We start from the raw sequence: 15,612 nt of genomic DNA on the forward strand, positions 1-15,612 counted from the left end.
CTGGTAGGCGATCTACATAAGGAAATGCTTCATGCAGGATACTAATGATAAAGGCATGCTGATTCGCGGCCGCTTCACACGGCGGCTGGCCCATGTGATGGAGCGAATTAATGCTTCCATCGGGTTCGACCAGAAGATGGCGATGCAAGACATCGCTGGTTCGTTAGCCCATGCGCAAATGCTGGCAGGGCAGCAGATTATTTCAGCAGAGGATTTTGCGGCGATTCGAGGGGGCCTGGAACAGGTTCGCCAAGAAATCAGCGAAGGGAAGTTTGAATTTTCCGTTGCGCTTGAAGATATCCATATGAATATCGAGTCCCGCCTCAATGAACTGATTGGTACTCCGGCTGGCCGTCTACATACTGCGCGTAGTCGCAACGATCAAGTTGCTACCAGTTTTCGCTTATGGGTGCGGGATGCACATGACCGGGCGCTGGAATTGATTAAAGAACTCATTGGTGAGCTACTTGAGTTGGCGGAGCGTAACTCGAGCACCATCATGCCGGGGTTTACCCATCTGCAAAGTGCACAGCCAATCACCTTTGGCCATCACTTAATGGCCTATGTGGAAATGTTCGGCCGTGATTATACGCGGCTGCGAGATTCACGCGTTCGCATGAACGAATCCCCGCTCGGTGCTGCTGCGTTGGCCGGTACCTCCTTTCCAATCGACCGGGCTTTCAGCGCCAAGGCTCTTGGGTTTGCCAAGCCAATGCATAATTCGATGGATGCGGTATCGGATCGGGATTTCGCGATCGAATATCTTTCGGCAGCGTCCCTTGCCATGACCCATTTGTCGCGACTGGCTGAAGAAATCGTTCTATGGATGTCGCCGCAATTCCGTTTTGTGCAATTGTCCGATGCATGGACTACGGGTTCGTCAATCATGCCGCAAAAACGCAACCCCGATGCCGCTGAGTTGATCCGCGGTAAAACGGGAAGAGTGACAGGCTCGTTGTTAGGGCTATTGACCGTTATGAAGGCACTGCCCCTGACATTTTCCAAAGATATGCAAGAAGACAAGGAGCATACCTTTGATGCGGCCGAAACGCTGGATTTGTGTCTTGAAGCGATGATTGGAATGATTGGCGACCTGACCCCGGTGCCGGAACGTATGCGGGAGGCTGCGGGCGCCTCGCATGCAACAGCGACCGATCTGGCAGACTGGCTCACTCGCGAACTGGATATGCCTTTCCGTGAAGCTCATCATGTTACCGGGCGCCTGGTGCGGTTGGCTGATGACCTGAACTGCAGCCTGGATGGCTTACCGTTGAAAGCCATGCAAGAGATCCACTCTCAAATCACCGAAGCTGTTTATACCGTATTGAGTGTGGAGAGTTCAGTGAAATCACGTAATAGCTTGGGAGGTACTTCGCCAGAGCAGGTGCGAGGGGAAGTTGCGCGTTGGCGGGCATACTTGCAATTGCTGGGGGCACAGGTCAATCCAGTGTAGAAGTACGGCAAACACGGTTGGTTAAAGCCCAGCCGTGTTTATCTGGATGTCATTGTTCAGGGCGGTCTGGAATGTGGTGGAGGGCATTCCTTGACTAATGCGAGGGTGCTGTAATTAGGTAAATTGAAGTGTTATTTGGTGGCATTGAGTGCGCGCCAAGTCTTTCCGCTGAGCTCAATTTTTAAAGCGACGGCATTCTCAATGCCAATCCTCATGGAAGGGCCGAACCTGCTCAGGTCCAGGCCAAGACGAGTCAACATTTTTTCCACCCCCACAGTCGTGACAGTTACAAGCTGGGTGATGTCTCTGTCCATGGCGAACTTTACGAGCGTCCGAATTGCTGTAGTTGATATATCGGAGAAGCTGAAGGTGCTTTTTTTCGGCGCCTCAATGGCAAAACGACTCAATTCCCAAACGTGCTCGGAACAGGGTGCTTTGGAACCATGCAATAGGATGGGGAATGTATGTGCGAGCATGTTGGGGCCGGAGGTTGGTAATATTCGCCAGCATCCCGAAACGCAAGATGAATCCATGGAGCTGGTAATGATCATGTAATAAGGATTCAAGGCGTCGTAACCGTCAATCTCCATTTCGGCAATGACACTTACGTCCCATTCCTTTTTGTTTTTGAATATTCTAGCGCGGAGCTTGTGCATTTCTTGAAGGTGTCGGGCTTCAAGGTTTTCACGGCGGTCAATAGAAATAAACATTACCATTCCTTAGCTGGGATCTGTCAGGAAAGATATATTCATTTTGAATAAAATTATGCCTACCAGAATTGGGAGGTGTTCGCCTGTTCGGTCGGATGGTAACGTGTAGTTTTAAAGGGCTCAGAGCTATTCATGACTGTTAAGAAAAACTACTGCGAAAGGGGGGTGACCAAATCGGCAGTCCGCTTGCGTCTGTCGCGTAAGCAAAGCCAAAAGACTTTCTGGTCGAAGTTTGGGATCAGTCAGGCTTGCGCCAGCAGGATTGAGTGCTCAACTAAATTGCCACCTCCAGTCCTTATTTTGCTCGGTTTGTATCTCGACGAAGTTATTACGGATGTCGATTTGATGCGCTATGCCCCTAAAAGTTAACTGCAGGGTGGCTCTGAGGGGCTAGCAGGTTGTGTTAAGGGGTGACGAGCTTTAGTTGGATAGCTTTAATAATAGCCTGTCGTCTTGTGTTGACTTTGAATTTTTTTCGTATGTTTCTGAAGTGAAAGTCTATCGCGGCATAAGAGCATGCGAGGATAATGGATATTTCCCATGTTGTCTTTCCTGCTGCACTCCATTTAATGACTTCCAGTTCGCGTTTCGTTAGATGGATTTTACTTTGGTTTTCTTTGCTGAGAATGAAGATTGCGCTCTCCAGGGCAAAGTCGCGCAAGGCGATTGCATAGGGGAGAGTTACTTGGATATGTTCTTGATATTCCGTTTTGTGCGTACTATCCCACTTAAGGCTGAGCATTCCGGCATGTCCCAGTGAGCCGTGCATAGGGAGAGTAACTCCTTGGCGGAAGTCATATGACGAGGCTTCTTCAAAGAACTCTAACTCTCGAGTTCCTGTGTAGATTTCTTCTTTCCAAATCAGAGGGAGGTTGGACTTGAAACTGTGAGACACCACCGGGTCTATGTCCGCGTAGTTTTGTTCATCATACTTTTTTCGCCATTGTTCAGGGTAGTTGCTGAGGATGGTGGCGGTTTTGTTGTCGGTGTCTAATCCGGGCTTCAATCCGAACAGGATTTGTGAATATCCTAGTTTTTTGGATAACTGTTTTAGTGTTTCAAACCACTCATCCAAGTTTGAGATTTCGCTCAATTTAATGAGCTCTTCAAAAAATAGCATAACGTATTCCCTTTCTTTAAATGCTAAGGAATAGTTAGCGTACCCTTGTCTCTAATTGGAGGTCTTCAGACACTGTGCGCCATGTGGTGATGTCAGTTTGATGTTTTTTAAGTGCGTTTGATACATGTAGTGTGCTAGGCGCAGCAGGTTGGACAGTCTCTTGGCAGGCTTGGACGATGAGCGACTCTGCAGCCCTCCCAGAGATCATAGTTTCGTGGTAGTTAACTCAATAGACAATATTTTGGTCGGCCACCCGTGTGTGGGGGGCTTCTTAAGAGGCCACGATGGATGCGTCTGGCGTTGAAAATTTTGGGCGACGAAAGTACCTCGGTCATCGCTCGACAAAGTCTTGTAACGTACAGTGAGACAGAATAGGTTTTGTGTCGTAGGCTAGGCGTCGTTGATGTGACTATTTGCAGGGACTCGCCCAGAATGGAAGTTGGAGTACACAGGATGTCGTTTCCCACTACGCATAACCCGTTGGTCACTCTTGTCGCGACTCAATCCAGTGACTTCGAAACGCTTGTTGCTATACGAATCGAGGCCATGCGTGAAAGTCTTGAGCGCATTGGTCGCTTCGACCCCGTGCGTGCACGAGAGCGTTTTCGTGATGGTTTTTCTCCCGAGTTCACTCGCTACATCGAGGTTTTCGGCGAGCAGGTTGGTTTCGTTGTAGTCAAGCCGCTCATCGATGGGTTATTGCTTGATCACCTGTACATCAAGCCGAGTGCGCAAGGTCTGGGCATCGGTTCGGCTGTCCTTCATCAAGTCTTCCAGGAGGCGGATGCCTCTGCATTGCCATTGCGGGTTGGTGCTCTCAGAGAGAGCGCTTCAAATCGCTTCTATATTCGCCATGGCTTTCAGTTCGTCGAAAGTAGCGAATTYGACAATTACTATGTTCGCCCGAAGGTCCAGGTGCTCCCGGCAGCAGATACTTGAATAGATCTCATTGATCATTTCGTACCGCCGCGACGGCCTCCTCTTCGGCTCCAAATGACCAAGGGCATCGAGTGGCTTGATTGACCTCTAATGAGAACGCCCTTTAGTTGTTTTAGATATATCCTTTATTCGAAACAAATCTCTCCTCCAACGGCATTCCTTGCTACTCAGTAGCGTCCTATCTGGAGAATCGCGCTAAATTTCTCTCTGCGCCATTCCGGCACCCATGCTTCACCCAAGAAAGGATGGAATCGGCTATGAGCATTATTCAACGCATAGTGTTGCTGCTGAAGGTTTTGGTGATGCTATCCCTCGGCACGTCAGCGGCGTGGGCGGAGTGCACGAACCATGATGAGCAGGCCTGGAGCGGGCAAGGCGTGCACAGCGAGCTGATGCTCGCCGCATCGGAATCGGGCAGCTCGGAGGATGACGACTCGACCGACGACCCAGACAGCAACGAAGACGACACTTGAGCCTGAATGACAGGCAAAAGAAAACCCCGTCTGCCTGACTGATGCGCAATCGAGGCAGATGGGGTTTGGTTAACTCAGCAAAAGCGCGCCCCGGCATCCGAGGCGCGTTTTTTTATGCCGCGCCGTCGAGGAATTGCTCGGCGTAGTGGCAAGCCACTTGGCGTGTGTCGAGCAGGCGCAGGAGCGGTTCTTCGATGGCACAGCGCTCGGTCGCGTACGGGCAACGCTTGTGGAAGGCGCAGCCGGACGGCGGGTTCAACGGGTTTGGCAGTTCGCCGACGATCTTGATTTTCGGCTTGTCCGGATCCGGGTGAATGGTCGGCGTCGCCGACAACAGCGCCTGGGTGTATGGGTGCAGGGGACGGGTGTAGATGTCCTCTTTCGGGCCCATTTCCACTGGACGGCCGAGGTACATCACCATCACGTGATCGGCAACGTGGCGTACCACCGCCAGGTTGTGGGAGATGAACACGTAGGCGGTGTTGAACTCTTGCTGCAAATCCATGAACAGGTTGAGTACCTGCGCCTGAATCGACACGTCCAGCGCCGAGGTCGGTTCGTCCGCCACCAGCACTTTCGGTTGCAGCATCATCGCGCGGGCCAGGGCGATCCGTTGGCGCTGACCGCCGGAGAACATGTGCGGATAGCGCTGGTAGTGCTCGGGACGCAAGCCCACCTGCTTCATCATCGCCTGGACTTTCTCGCGACGTTCGGCGGCGGATAGGTTGGTGTTGATCAATAGCGGTTCAGCCAGTTGATCACCGATTTTCTGCCGTGGATTCAACGACGCGTACGGGCTCTGGAACACCATCTGCACATCTTTGCGCAGTTGCTTGCGCTGAGCCTTGTCGGCGCCGGCGACTTCCTGCCCGGCGATTTTCAATGAGCCGGAGGATGGCTCTTCGATCAACGTCAGGGCACGGGCCAGGGTGGATTTGCCGCAACCGGACTCACCCACGACAGCGAGGGTCTTGCCGGCTTCCAGTTCGAACGACACACCGTTGAGGGCGCGTACGGTCGCATGACCCTTGAACAGGCCGCGAGACACTTCGTAGTGACGGGTCAGGTTGCGGGCGGTAAGTACGACGGCCATTACGCCACCTCCTGGTTCAACGGGTAGAAGCAGCGGGCGAGGCTGTTGCTTTTCTGGTCAAGGGCTGGACGCTGGGTGCGGCAATTGTCTTGCACGTACGGGCAGCGCGGCGACAGCAGGCAACCTTGCGGACGGTCGTAACGACCGGGAACGATGCCCGGTAGCGTCGACAGGCGCGCAGCACCCAGGCTGTGTTCTGGAATGGCCTTGAGCAGCGCTTCGCTGTACGGGTGCGCCGGAATGTCGAACAGTTGTGGCACCTGACCGACTTCAACCGCTTGACCGGCGTACATCACGCACACGCGCTGGGCGGTTTCGGCCACGACCGCGAGGTCGTGAGTAATCAGCACCAGGCCCATGTTCTGCTCTTTCTGCAGGGCCAGCAGCAGGTCCATGATCTGTGCCTGAATCGTTACGTCGAGTGCCGTGGTCGGTTCGTCTGCGATCAGCAGTTTCGGTTCGCCGGCAATCGCCATGGCGATTGCAACACGCTGGCTCATGCCGCCGGAGAGTTGATGCGGGTAGGCATCCATACGGCTGGCGGCGCCGGGGATTTCCACTTTTTCCAGCAGTTCGATGGCGCGCTTGCGAGCGTCCTTCCTGGACATTTTCAGATGCAGACGCAGCACTTCTTCGATCTGGAAGCCCACGGTGTAGCTCGGGTTCAGCGCGGTCATCGGGTCCTGGAAGACCATGGCCAGGTCTTTGCCGACGATTTGCCGACGCTGACGGTTGCTGAGCGCGAGCATGTTCTTGCCGTCGAAATTCAGGGCGTCGGCGGTGACGATCCCCGGATGCTCGATCAGGCCCATCAGCGCCATCATGGTCACGGACTTGCCGGAACCCGATTCGCCAACGATGGCCAGCACTTCGCCCTTTTCCACGGAAATGTCGAGACCATCGACCACCGGAACGGCGTTCTTGTCGCCGAAGCGAACGTTGAGATTCTTGATTTCTAACAGTGACATTTGAATCTCCTCAGGCGGCGTTCTTGAGTTTCGGGTCCAGCGCATCGCGCAGGCCGTCGCCCATCAAGTTGATTGCCAGCACGCTGAGCAAAATGGTCAAACCAGGCAAGCTCACCACCCACCAGGCGCGTTCGATGTAGTCGCGAGCCGAAGCCAGCATGGTGCCCCACTCAGGGGTTGGCGGTTGTACGCCAAGGCCGAGGAAGCCCAGTGCCGCGGCATCGAGAATCGCCGAGGAGAAACTCAAGGTGGCCTGAACAATCAGCGGCGCCATGCAGTTGGGCAGCACGGTGACGAACATCAGGCGAGGCAGACCGGCACCGGCCAGGCGCGCGGCGGTCACGTAGTCGCGGTTCAATTCGCCCATCACCGCGGCGCGGGTCAGACGAACATAGGACGGCAACGAAACCACGGCGATGGCAATAATGGTGTTGATCAGGCCAGGGCCGAGGATGGCGACAATTGCCACCGCCAGCAGCAGGGACGGCAGGGCCAGCATGATGTCCATCAGGCGCATGATGGTCGGGCCGAGCACGCGCGGGAAGAACCCGGCGAACAGTCCCATCAGGATGCCTGGAATCAGCGACATCACCACCGATGACAAGCCGATCAGCAGGGATAGGCGCGAGCCGTGAATCAAACGCGACAGCAGGTCACGACCGAGTTCATCGGTACCCAGCAGGAACTGGATATGCCCGCTTTCCAGCCAGGAGGGCGGGGTCAGCAGGAAGTCGCGGTACTGTTCGCTCGGGTTATGCGGTGCGACCCATGGGGCGAAGATCGCGCAGAAAATCACCAGCAGCATGAACAACAGGCCGGCGACAGCCCCTTTGTTCCTGGAAAACGCATGCCAGAATTCTTTGTAGGGCGACGGATACAGCAGGCTTTGATCGACTGCTACCGGTGTAGTGAGAGTGGTCATGGTCATTGATCTCAGCGCTGATGACGGATGCGTGGGTTGGCAAAGCCGTAGAGGATGTCCACTACGAAGTTGACCAGAATCACCAGGCAGGCGATTAACAGGATGCCGTTCTGCACCACGGGATAGTCCCGTGCGCCAATGGCTTCGATCAGCCATTTGCCGATGCCGGGCCAGGAGAAGATGGTTTCGGTCAGGACCGCGCCGGCCAGCAGCGTGCCGACTTGCAGGCCGACCACCGTCAGTACCGGAATCAGCGCATTGCGCAGACCGTGCACGAACACCACGCGCGCCGGCGACAGGCCTTTGGCGCGGGCGGTACGGATGTAGTCTTCACGCAACACTTCGAGCATCGACGAACGGGTCATCCGCGCGATCACCGCCAGCGGGATGGTGCCGAGCACGATGGCTGGCAGGATCAGGTGATGCAGGGCATCGAAGAACGCTCCGACGTCATCGGCCAGCAACGTATCGATGAGCATGAAGCCGGTGCGTGGCTCGATGTCGTAGAGCAGGTCGATCCGCCCGGATACCGGGGTCCAGCCCAGGCTCACCGAGAAGAACATGATCAGGATCAGGCCCCACCAGAAGATCGGCATCGAGTATCCCGCCAGGGAGACACCCATTACCCCATGGTCGAACAGGGACCCTCGCTTGAGTGCCGCGATCACCCCGGCCAGAAGGCCCAGGATGCCGGCGAACAACATGGCGGCCGAGGCCAGTTCCAGGGTCGCGGGGAATAGAGAGCTGAACTCGGTCCAGACGCTTTCACGGGTACGCAGGGATTCGCCGAGATCGCCGTGGGCCAGTTTGCCAATGTAATCCAGGTATTGGGCATACAGCGGTTTGTTCAGACCTAGGCGTTCCATTGCCTGAGCATGCATTTCGGGGTCGACCCGACGTTCGCCCATCATCACTTCCACGGGGTCGCCAGGAATCATGCGGATCAACGCGAAAGTCAACAAGGTGATGCCGAAGAACGTGGGGATCAGTAACCCCAATCGGCGGGCAATAAAACTAAACATCTTGTGTGGTACCTCATCAGCCGGTTAGGCGTGCCCGGCATCGCTGGGGTCAGCGATGCCGGGCGTTTCTTATCTACTTCACCTGGGTGGTGGCGAAGTTGTTAGTGGTGAGGGGGCTAATGTGATAACCCTCTACGTTGGTGCGCATTGCAGTGAACATGCGGGTGTGCGCCATGCTGATCCATGGCTGGTCCTGATTGAAAACGTCCTGGGCTTGTTCGTAGAGCGCCGTGCGTTCGGCCGGGTTCACTTTGGCCCGTGCTTCGTCGATCAGCGCCTGGAACTTTTCATTGCACCAGCGAGCGTAGTTTTCGCCGTTCTTGGCGGCCTCACAACTGAGCATAGGCGTCAGGAAGTTATCCGGGTCGCCGTTATCGCCTGCCCAACCGGCGGACACCATATCGTGCTCGCCGTTCTTCGCGCGCTTGAGCATTTCGCCCCATTCCATGACACGAATATCGACCTTGATACCGACCTTGGCCAGATCTGCCTGCATCATTTGTGCGCCGAGCATCGGATTAGGGTTGGTCGGGCCGCCGCCGTTACGGGTGAACAGGGTGAACACGGTGCCATCCGGCACACCGGCCTCCTTGAGCAGGGCACGAGCCTTGTCGAGGTCGCGAGGTGGGTTGGTCAGTTTATGGTTGTAGCCCAGCAGAGTGTCCGGGTACGGGTTGACCGCCACCGTCGCATTGCCCTTGCCGAACAGCGCGTTGACATAGGCCTCTTTGTCGAACGCGATGTCGATGGCTTTGCGCACCCGCACGTCGCTCATGTACTTGCGGGAGGTATTCATGGCGACATAGGAGACGGTCATCGCGTTCAGCTCATCAACCTTCAGGTTGGTGTCTTTCTTGATGCTCGGGATGTCATCCGGTTTTGGATACAGCGCGATCTGGCACTCGTTGGCCTTGAGCTTTTGCAGACGCACGTTGTTGTCGGTGGCAATCGCCAGGACCAGCGCATCAGCCGGTGGCTTGCCACGGAAATAATCCGGGTTGGCCTTGAAGCGCACCTGGGCGTCCTTGGCGTAACGCTGGAAGATGAAGGGGCCGGTGCCGACCGGTTTGTTGTTCAGGTCGCCGGTCTTGTTGGCCTTGAGCAGTTGATCGGCGTACTCGGCGGAGTAGATCGAGGAGAAGGCCATGGCAATGTCGGCCAGGAACGGCGCTTCGCGGCGGGTCAGGGTGAACTTGACCGTGTTGTCGTCGACTTTCTCTACGCTTTTGAGCAGTTCCTTGAAGCCCATGCTCTCAAAGTACGGGAAGCCCACGCTCGACAGCTTGTGCCATGGGTGATTCGGGTCCAGCTGACGCTGGAAGCTCCAGACCACGTCGTCGGCGTTCATGTCGCGGGTCGGCTTGAAGTATTCGGTGGTGTGAAACTTGACGCCTTTGCGCAGGTGGAACGTGTAGGTCAGGCCGTCTTCGCTGATGTCCCAGGATTCGGCCAGCGCCGGAATCACTTCAGTGGTGCCGGGCTTGAAGTCCGCCAGGCGATTGAAGATGGTTTCGGCCACTGCGTCGGCTGTGACTGCAGTCGTGTACTGGGCCATATCGAAGCCTTCCGGGCTGGCTTCGGTACAGACCACCAAGGGTTTGGCCGAGACGCCAACAGCGACACTCAGCAATGCGGCAGCGACGGCCGCTCGTAGGGGAAGCATTTTCATCAAGAACCCTCTGCAATCGGTTGAACAGGAAAAAACCGAACGGCCGACTCGTCATGAGTCAGCCGCCGGCGTGCGTTTTACAAAATGTTGAACGGGATGGTGGTCACGAGACGGAACTCGTTGATGCTGCCATCCGCCTGGTTTTCGCTGGCACGGTGCGCGGTGTAGGTCGCGCGGATAGCGGTGGCCTTGAGTGGGCCGCTCTGTACCGCGTACGAGGCGCCGATGCCGTATTCGTAATGGGTTTCGCCATCCTGGGCCTGGATACCGTCGTAACCCTTGCCTGCTACGCCGCCGTTGCCGGTGTAGTGAGTGCCGTCGATACCCCAGCCGCGAGCCTGGTAGATGTTGAACTTCAGGCCTGGCACGCCGTATTCGGCCATGTTCAGGCCGTAGGCGATCTGGAAGGACTTCTCGTTCGGGCCGTTGAAGTCCGACAGCAGGGAGTTGGCCAGGTAGATGCCGTTGGTTTCGTGCAGGTAGTCGAAATACTCGTTACCGTTCACTTCCTGGTAGGAGAAGGTCAGGCTGTGGGCCTGGTGGGTCAGGCCGAACGACAGGGAGTAGGTGTCGTTGTCGATCTCGCCGAGCTTGGCTTTACCTTCGTCCACGGTTTTGTAGTAGTTCAGGCCGGTGGTCAGGCTCAGGACCTGGCTGTCGCCCAGTACATGGGTGGCGCCGAAGTAGTACTGGTTCCACAGGTCTTCAGCCTGGGTGCCCCAAAGGCTGGTGGTCAGGCTGGCGAATGGCTGGTAGGTGATACCGGCAGTGTGGACATGATCGGCTTCGGCATTGGTGTCGCCGTATTCGGAGCGGAACTTGCGCTGGCTTTGTTCGGTACGCGGAGAGTTGCGGTCGAAAGTGCCGAGGTCGAAGGTCAGGTTTTCCAGCTCTTCACTGTGCAGGCTCACACCTTCGAAGCTCGAAGGCAGGGCACGGTTACCGATGACATCGACCATCGGGCTGCTGAAGTTCTGGCGACCGGCGGTCAGCGTGGTGTTAGAGATGCGGGCCTTGACGTTGGCCAGGCCCAGTTTGCTCCACTGGCCGACGGCGTCGCCGCCTTCCTTGGTCAGCGTACGGTTGTTGCCCGCGCCGGGACGAGTGGTCGGTGCGCCGCCGTTGTTGGAGGCCAAGTCTTTGCGATCACGATCCAGGGCAATGGCGTTATAGGCCGCCACTTCAGTGCTGAAACCCACGGTGCCTTCAGTGAAACCGGAGTTGTACTTGACGATAGTGCCCTGAACCCAGTTGATACGACGATCAGTCGGGGTCGATACACCGTCCTTCTTGTAAGTGAACTTGCCGCCGCGCTTCATTTGTTCGTTGGCGTACCAGTTACGCGTGGAACCGGTGATCGATTGGCCTTCGACAAAGCCAGTGGCTTCGCTTTGGGCACTTTTCTCTTTCACGGTAACCGGAGTGAAAGCCTGGCTCTGGGATTCTGCGTAAGCCGTGGCGGTCACGCTGCTGATGGCCAAGGCCAATAACGCGGTGCTGCTCAGTTTCATGGGTGAAGCTCCTTTCTTTCTTTTTTAATGCCGGTCTTTTTTGGTGATCCGGCTATTTGGTTTAGAACTCATTCAGGCATCGCAAACGTTTGCTGTAGGCCGATTTGACGAATTACGGCAATACGCTTGCGTGAGGGCGGAATCCGCCCCCCAGCGTTTTTGGCTAATGGTTATTGGTCGATACTGACGCCCGAGAACACGTTGCGACCGAAGGGGCTGACCTTGAACCCTTCGACTTTGGCGCTCAACGGCTGGTTGACCGTCGAGTGGGCGACCGGCGTGATCGGCACCTGCTGCTTGAGGTACTGCTGCGCCTGTTTGTAGAGCACGGTGCGCTGGTCGCGATCGGTGACGACCTTGGCCTGCTTGATCAGCTTGTCGTAGGCCGGATCACACCACATGGAGTAGTTGTTGCCACCAATGGCATCGCAGCTGTAGAGCGTGCCGAGCCAGTTGTCCGGGTCACCGTTGTCACCGGTCCAGCCGATCAGGCTGATGTCGTGTTCGCCGTTCTTGGTGCGCTTGATGTACTCGCCCCATTCGTAGCTGACGATCTTGACCTTGAGGCCGATCTTCGCCCAATCCGCCTGGAGCATTTCAGCCATCAGCTTGGCGTTGGGGTTGTACGGACGCTGGACCGGCATGGCCCAGAGGGTGATTTCGGTGCCTTCCTTCACGCCGGCAGCCTTGAGCAGTTCCTTGGCTTTTTCCGGGTTGTAGGCGGCATCTTTGATCGTGTCGTCGTAGGACCATTGGGTCGGCGGCATCGCATTGACCGCCAGTTGACCGGCGCCTTGATAGACGGCGTTGAGAATGCCTTGCTTGTTCACCGCCATGTCCAGCGCCTGGCGCACTTCGAGCTGGTCGAAAGGCTTGTGCCGAACGTTATAGGCGATGTAACCAAGGTTGAAGCCGGGTTTCTCGATCAGTTGCAGTTTCGGATCATTCTTCAGTGCGGTTACGTCGGCGGGGCGCGGGTGCAGGGTGATCTGGCATTCGTTGGCCTTGAGCTTCTGCACGCGCACCGAGGCGTCGGTGTTGATGGCAAAAATCAGGTTGTCGAGCTTGACCCGGCTCGGGTCCCAGTACTGCTTGTTGCCGCTGTAACGGATATTGGAGTCTTTCTGGTAGCTCTTGAACACGAACGGCCCGGTGCCGATCGGCTTCTGGTTGATCTCGCTCGGCTTGCCGGCCGCCAGTAACTGGTCGGCGTATTCGGCCGAAAGGATGGCGGCGAAGCTCATGGCGATGTTCTGGATGAACGCGGCGTCGACATTGTTGAGCGTCATCACCACGGTCAGCGGCCCGGTCTTTTCGACCTTGGCAATATTCTTGTTCAGGCTCATCCCGTTGAAATACGGGAACTCGGTCGGATAAGCCTTACGGAAGGGGTGCTGCGGATCGAGCATGCGATTAAACGTGAACAGCACGTCGTCGGCGTTGAAATCACGGGTCGGCGTGAAGTATTTGGTCGTATGAAATTTCACCCCCTCGCGCAGGTGAAACGTGTACTTGAGGCCGTCCTCGGAAATATCCCAGCGGGTTGCCAGGCCTGGTACGACATTGGTGGCGCCTTTTTCAAACTCTGCCAAACGGTTGTACAGCGGCTCGGCGGCGTCGTTATCGGTCGCAGTGGTGTACTGCGCGGTGTCGAAACCGGCGGGGCTGCCTTCGGAGCAGAACACCAGGCTGTTATTGGCGGCCTGGCTGATGGAAGTGGCGGCCAGCAGGCCGGTGCCCAGCAATGCGGATAAAACCAAGGAATGGCGCATGACGCTCCCTCTTTTTGTAGTGTTATTCAATGCGCCGCGATCCCGTCCGGGGACGTTGTGGCTGCATTGAGCTCAAACCAATACGGGCAGCAAACCGATAGCCCACGCAGTTACTGGTCAGAACCCGACGGTAGGTGCCGTGGGTCTGGCAGTAAATGCGCTGAGTCCTAAAGACTCGTAGGAAAAGGCAACGCGTCCTAACCCCTGGCTGCGTCAGACAGCGGATTTGGATGTAGGCAAATTCCTAACTTCTCGGCAGAAAAAAGCAGCGGCGACACTGAAAACGTCGCCGCCGCCTTTTCTTATTTGCTGACGCTGACGCCGTAGAAGGAGTTCAAGCCAAATGGGCTGATCTTGAAGTCCTGCACGTTGGCGCGCATGGGTTGGAACACCGTCGAGTGAGCGATAGGTGTCATTGGAACAGCATCTTTGAGGACGTGTTGCGCCTGTTTGTACAGTTCGGTGCGCTTGGCCTGATCGGTGGTGCGCTTGGCTTCCTTGACGAGGCCGTCGAATTTCTTGTCGCACCATTTGGAGAAGTTGTTGCCACTCAGCGAGTCGCAGCCGAACAGCACGTTGAGCCAGTTGTCCGGGTCACCATTGTCGCCGCTCCAGCCGATGAGCATCGCCTGGTTCTCGCCGCCTTTGGAGCGTTTGATGTACTCGCCCCATTCGTAGCTGGTGATCTTGACGTTCAGGCCGATCTTCTTCCAGTCGGACTGCAGCATTTCAGCCATCAGCTTGGCGTTCGGGTTGTACGGACGCTGTACCGGCATCGCCCACAGAACGATTTCGGTGCCTTCCTTGACGCCGGCTTCCTTGAGCAGCTGCTTGGCTTTCTCAGGATCGTACTTGGCATCCTTGATGGTGGTGTCGTAGGACCATTGGGTCGGCGGCATGGCGTTGACGGCCAGTTGGCCTGCGCCCTGATAAACCGAGTCGATGATCTGCGGCTTGTTGACGGCCATGTCCAGTGCCTGACGAACGCGCAGGTCGGCCAGCGGGTTCGGCTCGTTGCTGCCCTTGACCTTGTCCATCACGTTGTAGGCGATGTAGCCCAGGTTGAAACCGGCTTGGTCAGGCAGCTTCAGATCCTTGTCTTCTTTCAGCGCTTTCAGGTCGGCTGGACGCGGGAACAGAGTGATCTGGCACTCGTTCTTCTTCAGCTTCTGGATACGTACCGACGGGTCGGTGGTGATGGCGAAGATCAGGTTGTCGATCTTCACGTCGTCAGGCTTCCAGTAGTCCTTGTTCCCGGTGTAACGGATGTTGGAGTCTTTCTGGTAGCTCTTGAACACGAACGGGCCGGTGCCGATCGGTTTCTGGTTGATGTCGGCAGCCTTGCCTTCCTTGAGCAGCTGGGCAGCGTACTCGGCGGACTGGATCGAGGCGAAGCTCATGGCCATGTTCTGGATGAACGCGGCGTCTACGTCTTTGAGGGTGAACTTGACGGTGTGGTCGTCGACTTTATCGATCTTGGTGATGTTGGTATCCATCCCCATGTCGGTGAAGTACGGGAACTCGGTCGGGTATGCCTTACGGAACGGGTCATCCTTGTTAATCATGCGATTGAAGGTGAACAGCACGTCGTCGGCGTTGAACTCACGCGTCGGCTTGAAATACGGGGTGGTGTGGAACTTGACGCCTTCACGCAGGTGGAAAATGTAAGTCAGGCCGTCACTGGAGATGTCCCACTTGGTCGCCAGGCCAGGAATCACGGCGGTGCCGCCGCGCTCGAACTGGGTCAGGCGGTTGAACATGGTTTCTGCAGAGGCGTCGAAGTCGGTTCCGGTGGTGTACTGACCTGGGTCGAAACCGGCCGGGCTTCCTTCGGAGCAGAACACCAGGTTAGACGCCGCTTGGGCGAAAGGTGCACTGGCTAACAGGCTTGCGCCGACTAAAAACGGAATGACCGCGTGTTTAAGCATGGTGGCCTCATGATTTGTTGTCATTTTTGGAT

The 15,612-nt window shown here is 56.3% G+C and carries 14 protein-coding genes; 4 read left to right on the plus strand and 10 right to left on the minus strand.

What is annotated here, in order from left to right:
• Window positions 1-31 precede the first annotated feature (31 nt).
• The gene (argH, locus tag AC1D2Q_RS15640; RefSeq protein ID WP_477813765.1) at window positions 32-1,453 is read left to right on the plus strand and encodes an argininosuccinate lyase; all 1,422 of its coding nucleotides are present in this window, start codon (window positions 32-34) and stop codon (window positions 1,451-1,453) included.
• A gap of 131 nt (window positions 1,454-1,584) precedes the next feature.
• Here the strand turns inward: argH and AC1D2Q_RS15645 are convergent, their stop codons facing one another.
• Window positions 1,585-2,163 carry an acyl-homoserine-lactone synthase gene (locus tag AC1D2Q_RS15645; protein ID WP_477813766.1) on the minus strand — a complete coding sequence of 193 codons (579 nt, stop codon included), beginning with the start codon at window positions 2,161-2,163 and terminating at the stop codon, window positions 1,585-1,587.
• Between the two features lie 132 nt (window positions 2,164-2,295).
• Between AC1D2Q_RS15645 and AC1D2Q_RS15650 the strand changes: the two genes are divergently transcribed.
• Window positions 2,296-2,532, plus strand: a complete 237-nt coding sequence (locus tag AC1D2Q_RS15650) for a hypothetical protein (protein WP_477813767.1) — start codon at window positions 2,296-2,298, stop codon at window positions 2,530-2,532.
• 34 nt (window positions 2,533-2,566) lie between these two features.
• Here AC1D2Q_RS15650 and AC1D2Q_RS15655 read toward each other — a convergent pair whose 3' ends face one another.
• Entirely contained in the window at window positions 2,567-3,283 is a 717-nt protein-coding gene (locus tag AC1D2Q_RS15655; protein ID WP_477813768.1) for an autoinducer binding domain-containing protein, read from the minus strand.
• 453 nt (window positions 3,284-3,736) lie between these two features.
• Here AC1D2Q_RS15655 and AC1D2Q_RS15660 point away from each other — a divergent pair, with 453 nt between their 5' ends.
• Window positions 3,737-4,222 (plus strand): GNAT family N-acetyltransferase, encoded by a 486-nt coding sequence (locus AC1D2Q_RS15660; protein WP_477813769.1) that lies wholly within the window; start codon window positions 3,737-3,739, stop codon window positions 4,220-4,222.
• 257 nt (window positions 4,223-4,479) lie between these two features.
• On the plus strand, window positions 4,480-4,695 hold the full coding sequence (locus tag AC1D2Q_RS15665; RefSeq protein ID WP_019651112.1) for a hypothetical protein: 216 nt from the start codon (window positions 4,480-4,482) through the stop codon (window positions 4,693-4,695).
• A 112-nt stretch (window positions 4,696-4,807) separates the two neighbouring features.
• On the opposite strand, the gene AC1D2Q_RS15670 is transcribed toward AC1D2Q_RS15665, so the two are convergent.
• From AC1D2Q_RS15670 to AC1D2Q_RS15705, 8 genes are all read right to left on the minus strand, one after another.
• A complete protein-coding gene (locus AC1D2Q_RS15670; RefSeq protein ID WP_018929514.1) occupies window positions 4,808-5,788 on the minus strand; it encodes a peptide ABC transporter ATP-binding protein in 981 nt (326 codons plus the stop codon).
• Window positions 5,788-6,756 carry an ABC transporter ATP-binding protein gene (locus AC1D2Q_RS15675; RefSeq protein WP_477813770.1) on the minus strand — a complete coding sequence of 323 codons (969 nt, stop codon included), beginning with the start codon at window positions 6,754-6,756 and terminating at the stop codon, window positions 5,788-5,790. The genes AC1D2Q_RS15670 and AC1D2Q_RS15675 overlap by 1 nt, the downstream gene beginning before the upstream one ends.
• Window positions 6,757-6,766: 10 nt before the next feature.
• Window positions 6,767-7,678, minus strand: a complete 912-nt coding sequence (locus tag AC1D2Q_RS15680; RefSeq protein WP_028939886.1) for an ABC transporter permease subunit — start codon at window positions 7,676-7,678, stop codon at window positions 6,767-6,769.
• An 11-nt stretch (window positions 7,679-7,689) separates the two neighbouring features.
• Entirely contained in the window at window positions 7,690-8,700 is a 1,011-nt protein-coding gene (locus tag AC1D2Q_RS15685; RefSeq protein WP_477813771.1) for an ABC transporter permease subunit, read from the minus strand.
• 73 nt (window positions 8,701-8,773) lie between these two features.
• Window positions 8,774-10,369, minus strand: coding sequence for an ABC transporter substrate-binding protein (locus AC1D2Q_RS15690; RefSeq protein WP_477813772.1), 1,596 nt, complete (start codon window positions 10,367-10,369; stop codon window positions 8,774-8,776).
• A 77-nt stretch (window positions 10,370-10,446) separates the two neighbouring features.
• The gene (locus AC1D2Q_RS15695; protein WP_477813773.1) at window positions 10,447-11,880 is read right to left on the minus strand and encodes an OprD family porin; all 1,434 of its coding nucleotides are present in this window, start codon (window positions 11,878-11,880) and stop codon (window positions 10,447-10,449) included.
• Between the two features lie 170 nt (window positions 11,881-12,050).
• Entirely contained in the window at window positions 12,051-13,652 is a 1,602-nt protein-coding gene (locus AC1D2Q_RS15700; protein WP_007941112.1) for an ABC transporter substrate-binding protein, read from the minus strand.
• Window positions 13,653-13,954: 302 nt separating this feature from the next.
• Window positions 13,955-15,580, minus strand: coding sequence for an ABC transporter substrate-binding protein (locus tag AC1D2Q_RS15705; protein WP_477813774.1), 1,626 nt, complete (start codon window positions 15,578-15,580; stop codon window positions 13,955-13,957).
• Between the last annotated feature and the right edge of the window lie 32 nt (window positions 15,581-15,612).

Source organism: Pseudomonas sp. P1_A1, assembly GCF_056406935.1.

Coding starts and splice junctions, on each gene's coding strand:
- argH (WP_477813765.1), top strand. CDS start 32: ATGCAGGATACTAATGATAAAGGCATGCTGATTCGCGGCCGCTTCACA.
- AC1D2Q_RS15645 (WP_477813766.1), bottom strand. CDS start 2,163: ATGTTTATTTCTATTGACCGCCGTGAAAACCTTGAAGCCCGACACCTT.
- AC1D2Q_RS15650 (WP_477813767.1), top strand. CDS start 2,296: ATGACTGTTAAGAAAAACTACTGCGAAAGGGGGGTGACCAAATCGGCA.
- AC1D2Q_RS15655 (WP_477813768.1), bottom strand. CDS start 3,283: ATGCTATTTTTTGAAGAGCTCATTAAATTGAGCGAAATCTCAAACTTG.
- AC1D2Q_RS15665 (WP_019651112.1), top strand. CDS start 4,480: ATGAGCATTATTCAACGCATAGTGTTGCTGCTGAAGGTTTTGGTGATG.
- AC1D2Q_RS15670 (WP_018929514.1), bottom strand. CDS start 5,788: ATGGCCGTCGTACTTACCGCCCGCAACCTGACCCGTCACTACGAAGTG.
- AC1D2Q_RS15675 (WP_477813770.1), bottom strand. CDS start 6,756: ATGTCACTGTTAGAAATCAAGAATCTCAACGTTCGCTTCGGCGACAAG.
- AC1D2Q_RS15680 (WP_028939886.1), bottom strand. CDS start 7,678: ATGACCACTCTCACTACACCGGTAGCAGTCGATCAAAGCCTGCTGTAT.
- AC1D2Q_RS15685 (WP_477813771.1), bottom strand. CDS start 8,700: ATGTTTAGTTTTATTGCCCGCCGATTGGGGTTACTGATCCCCACGTTC.
- AC1D2Q_RS15690 (WP_477813772.1), bottom strand. CDS start 10,369: ATGAAAATGCTTCCCCTACGAGCGGCCGTCGCTGCCGCATTGCTGAGT.
- AC1D2Q_RS15695 (WP_477813773.1), bottom strand. CDS start 11,880: ATGAAACTGAGCAGCACCGCGTTATTGGCCTTGGCCATCAGCAGCGTG.
- AC1D2Q_RS15700 (WP_007941112.1), bottom strand. CDS start 13,652: ATGCGCCATTCCTTGGTTTTATCCGCATTGCTGGGCACCGGCCTGCTG.
- AC1D2Q_RS15705 (WP_477813774.1), bottom strand. CDS start 15,580: ATGCTTAAACACGCGGTCATTCCGTTTTTAGTCGGCGCAAGCCTGTTA.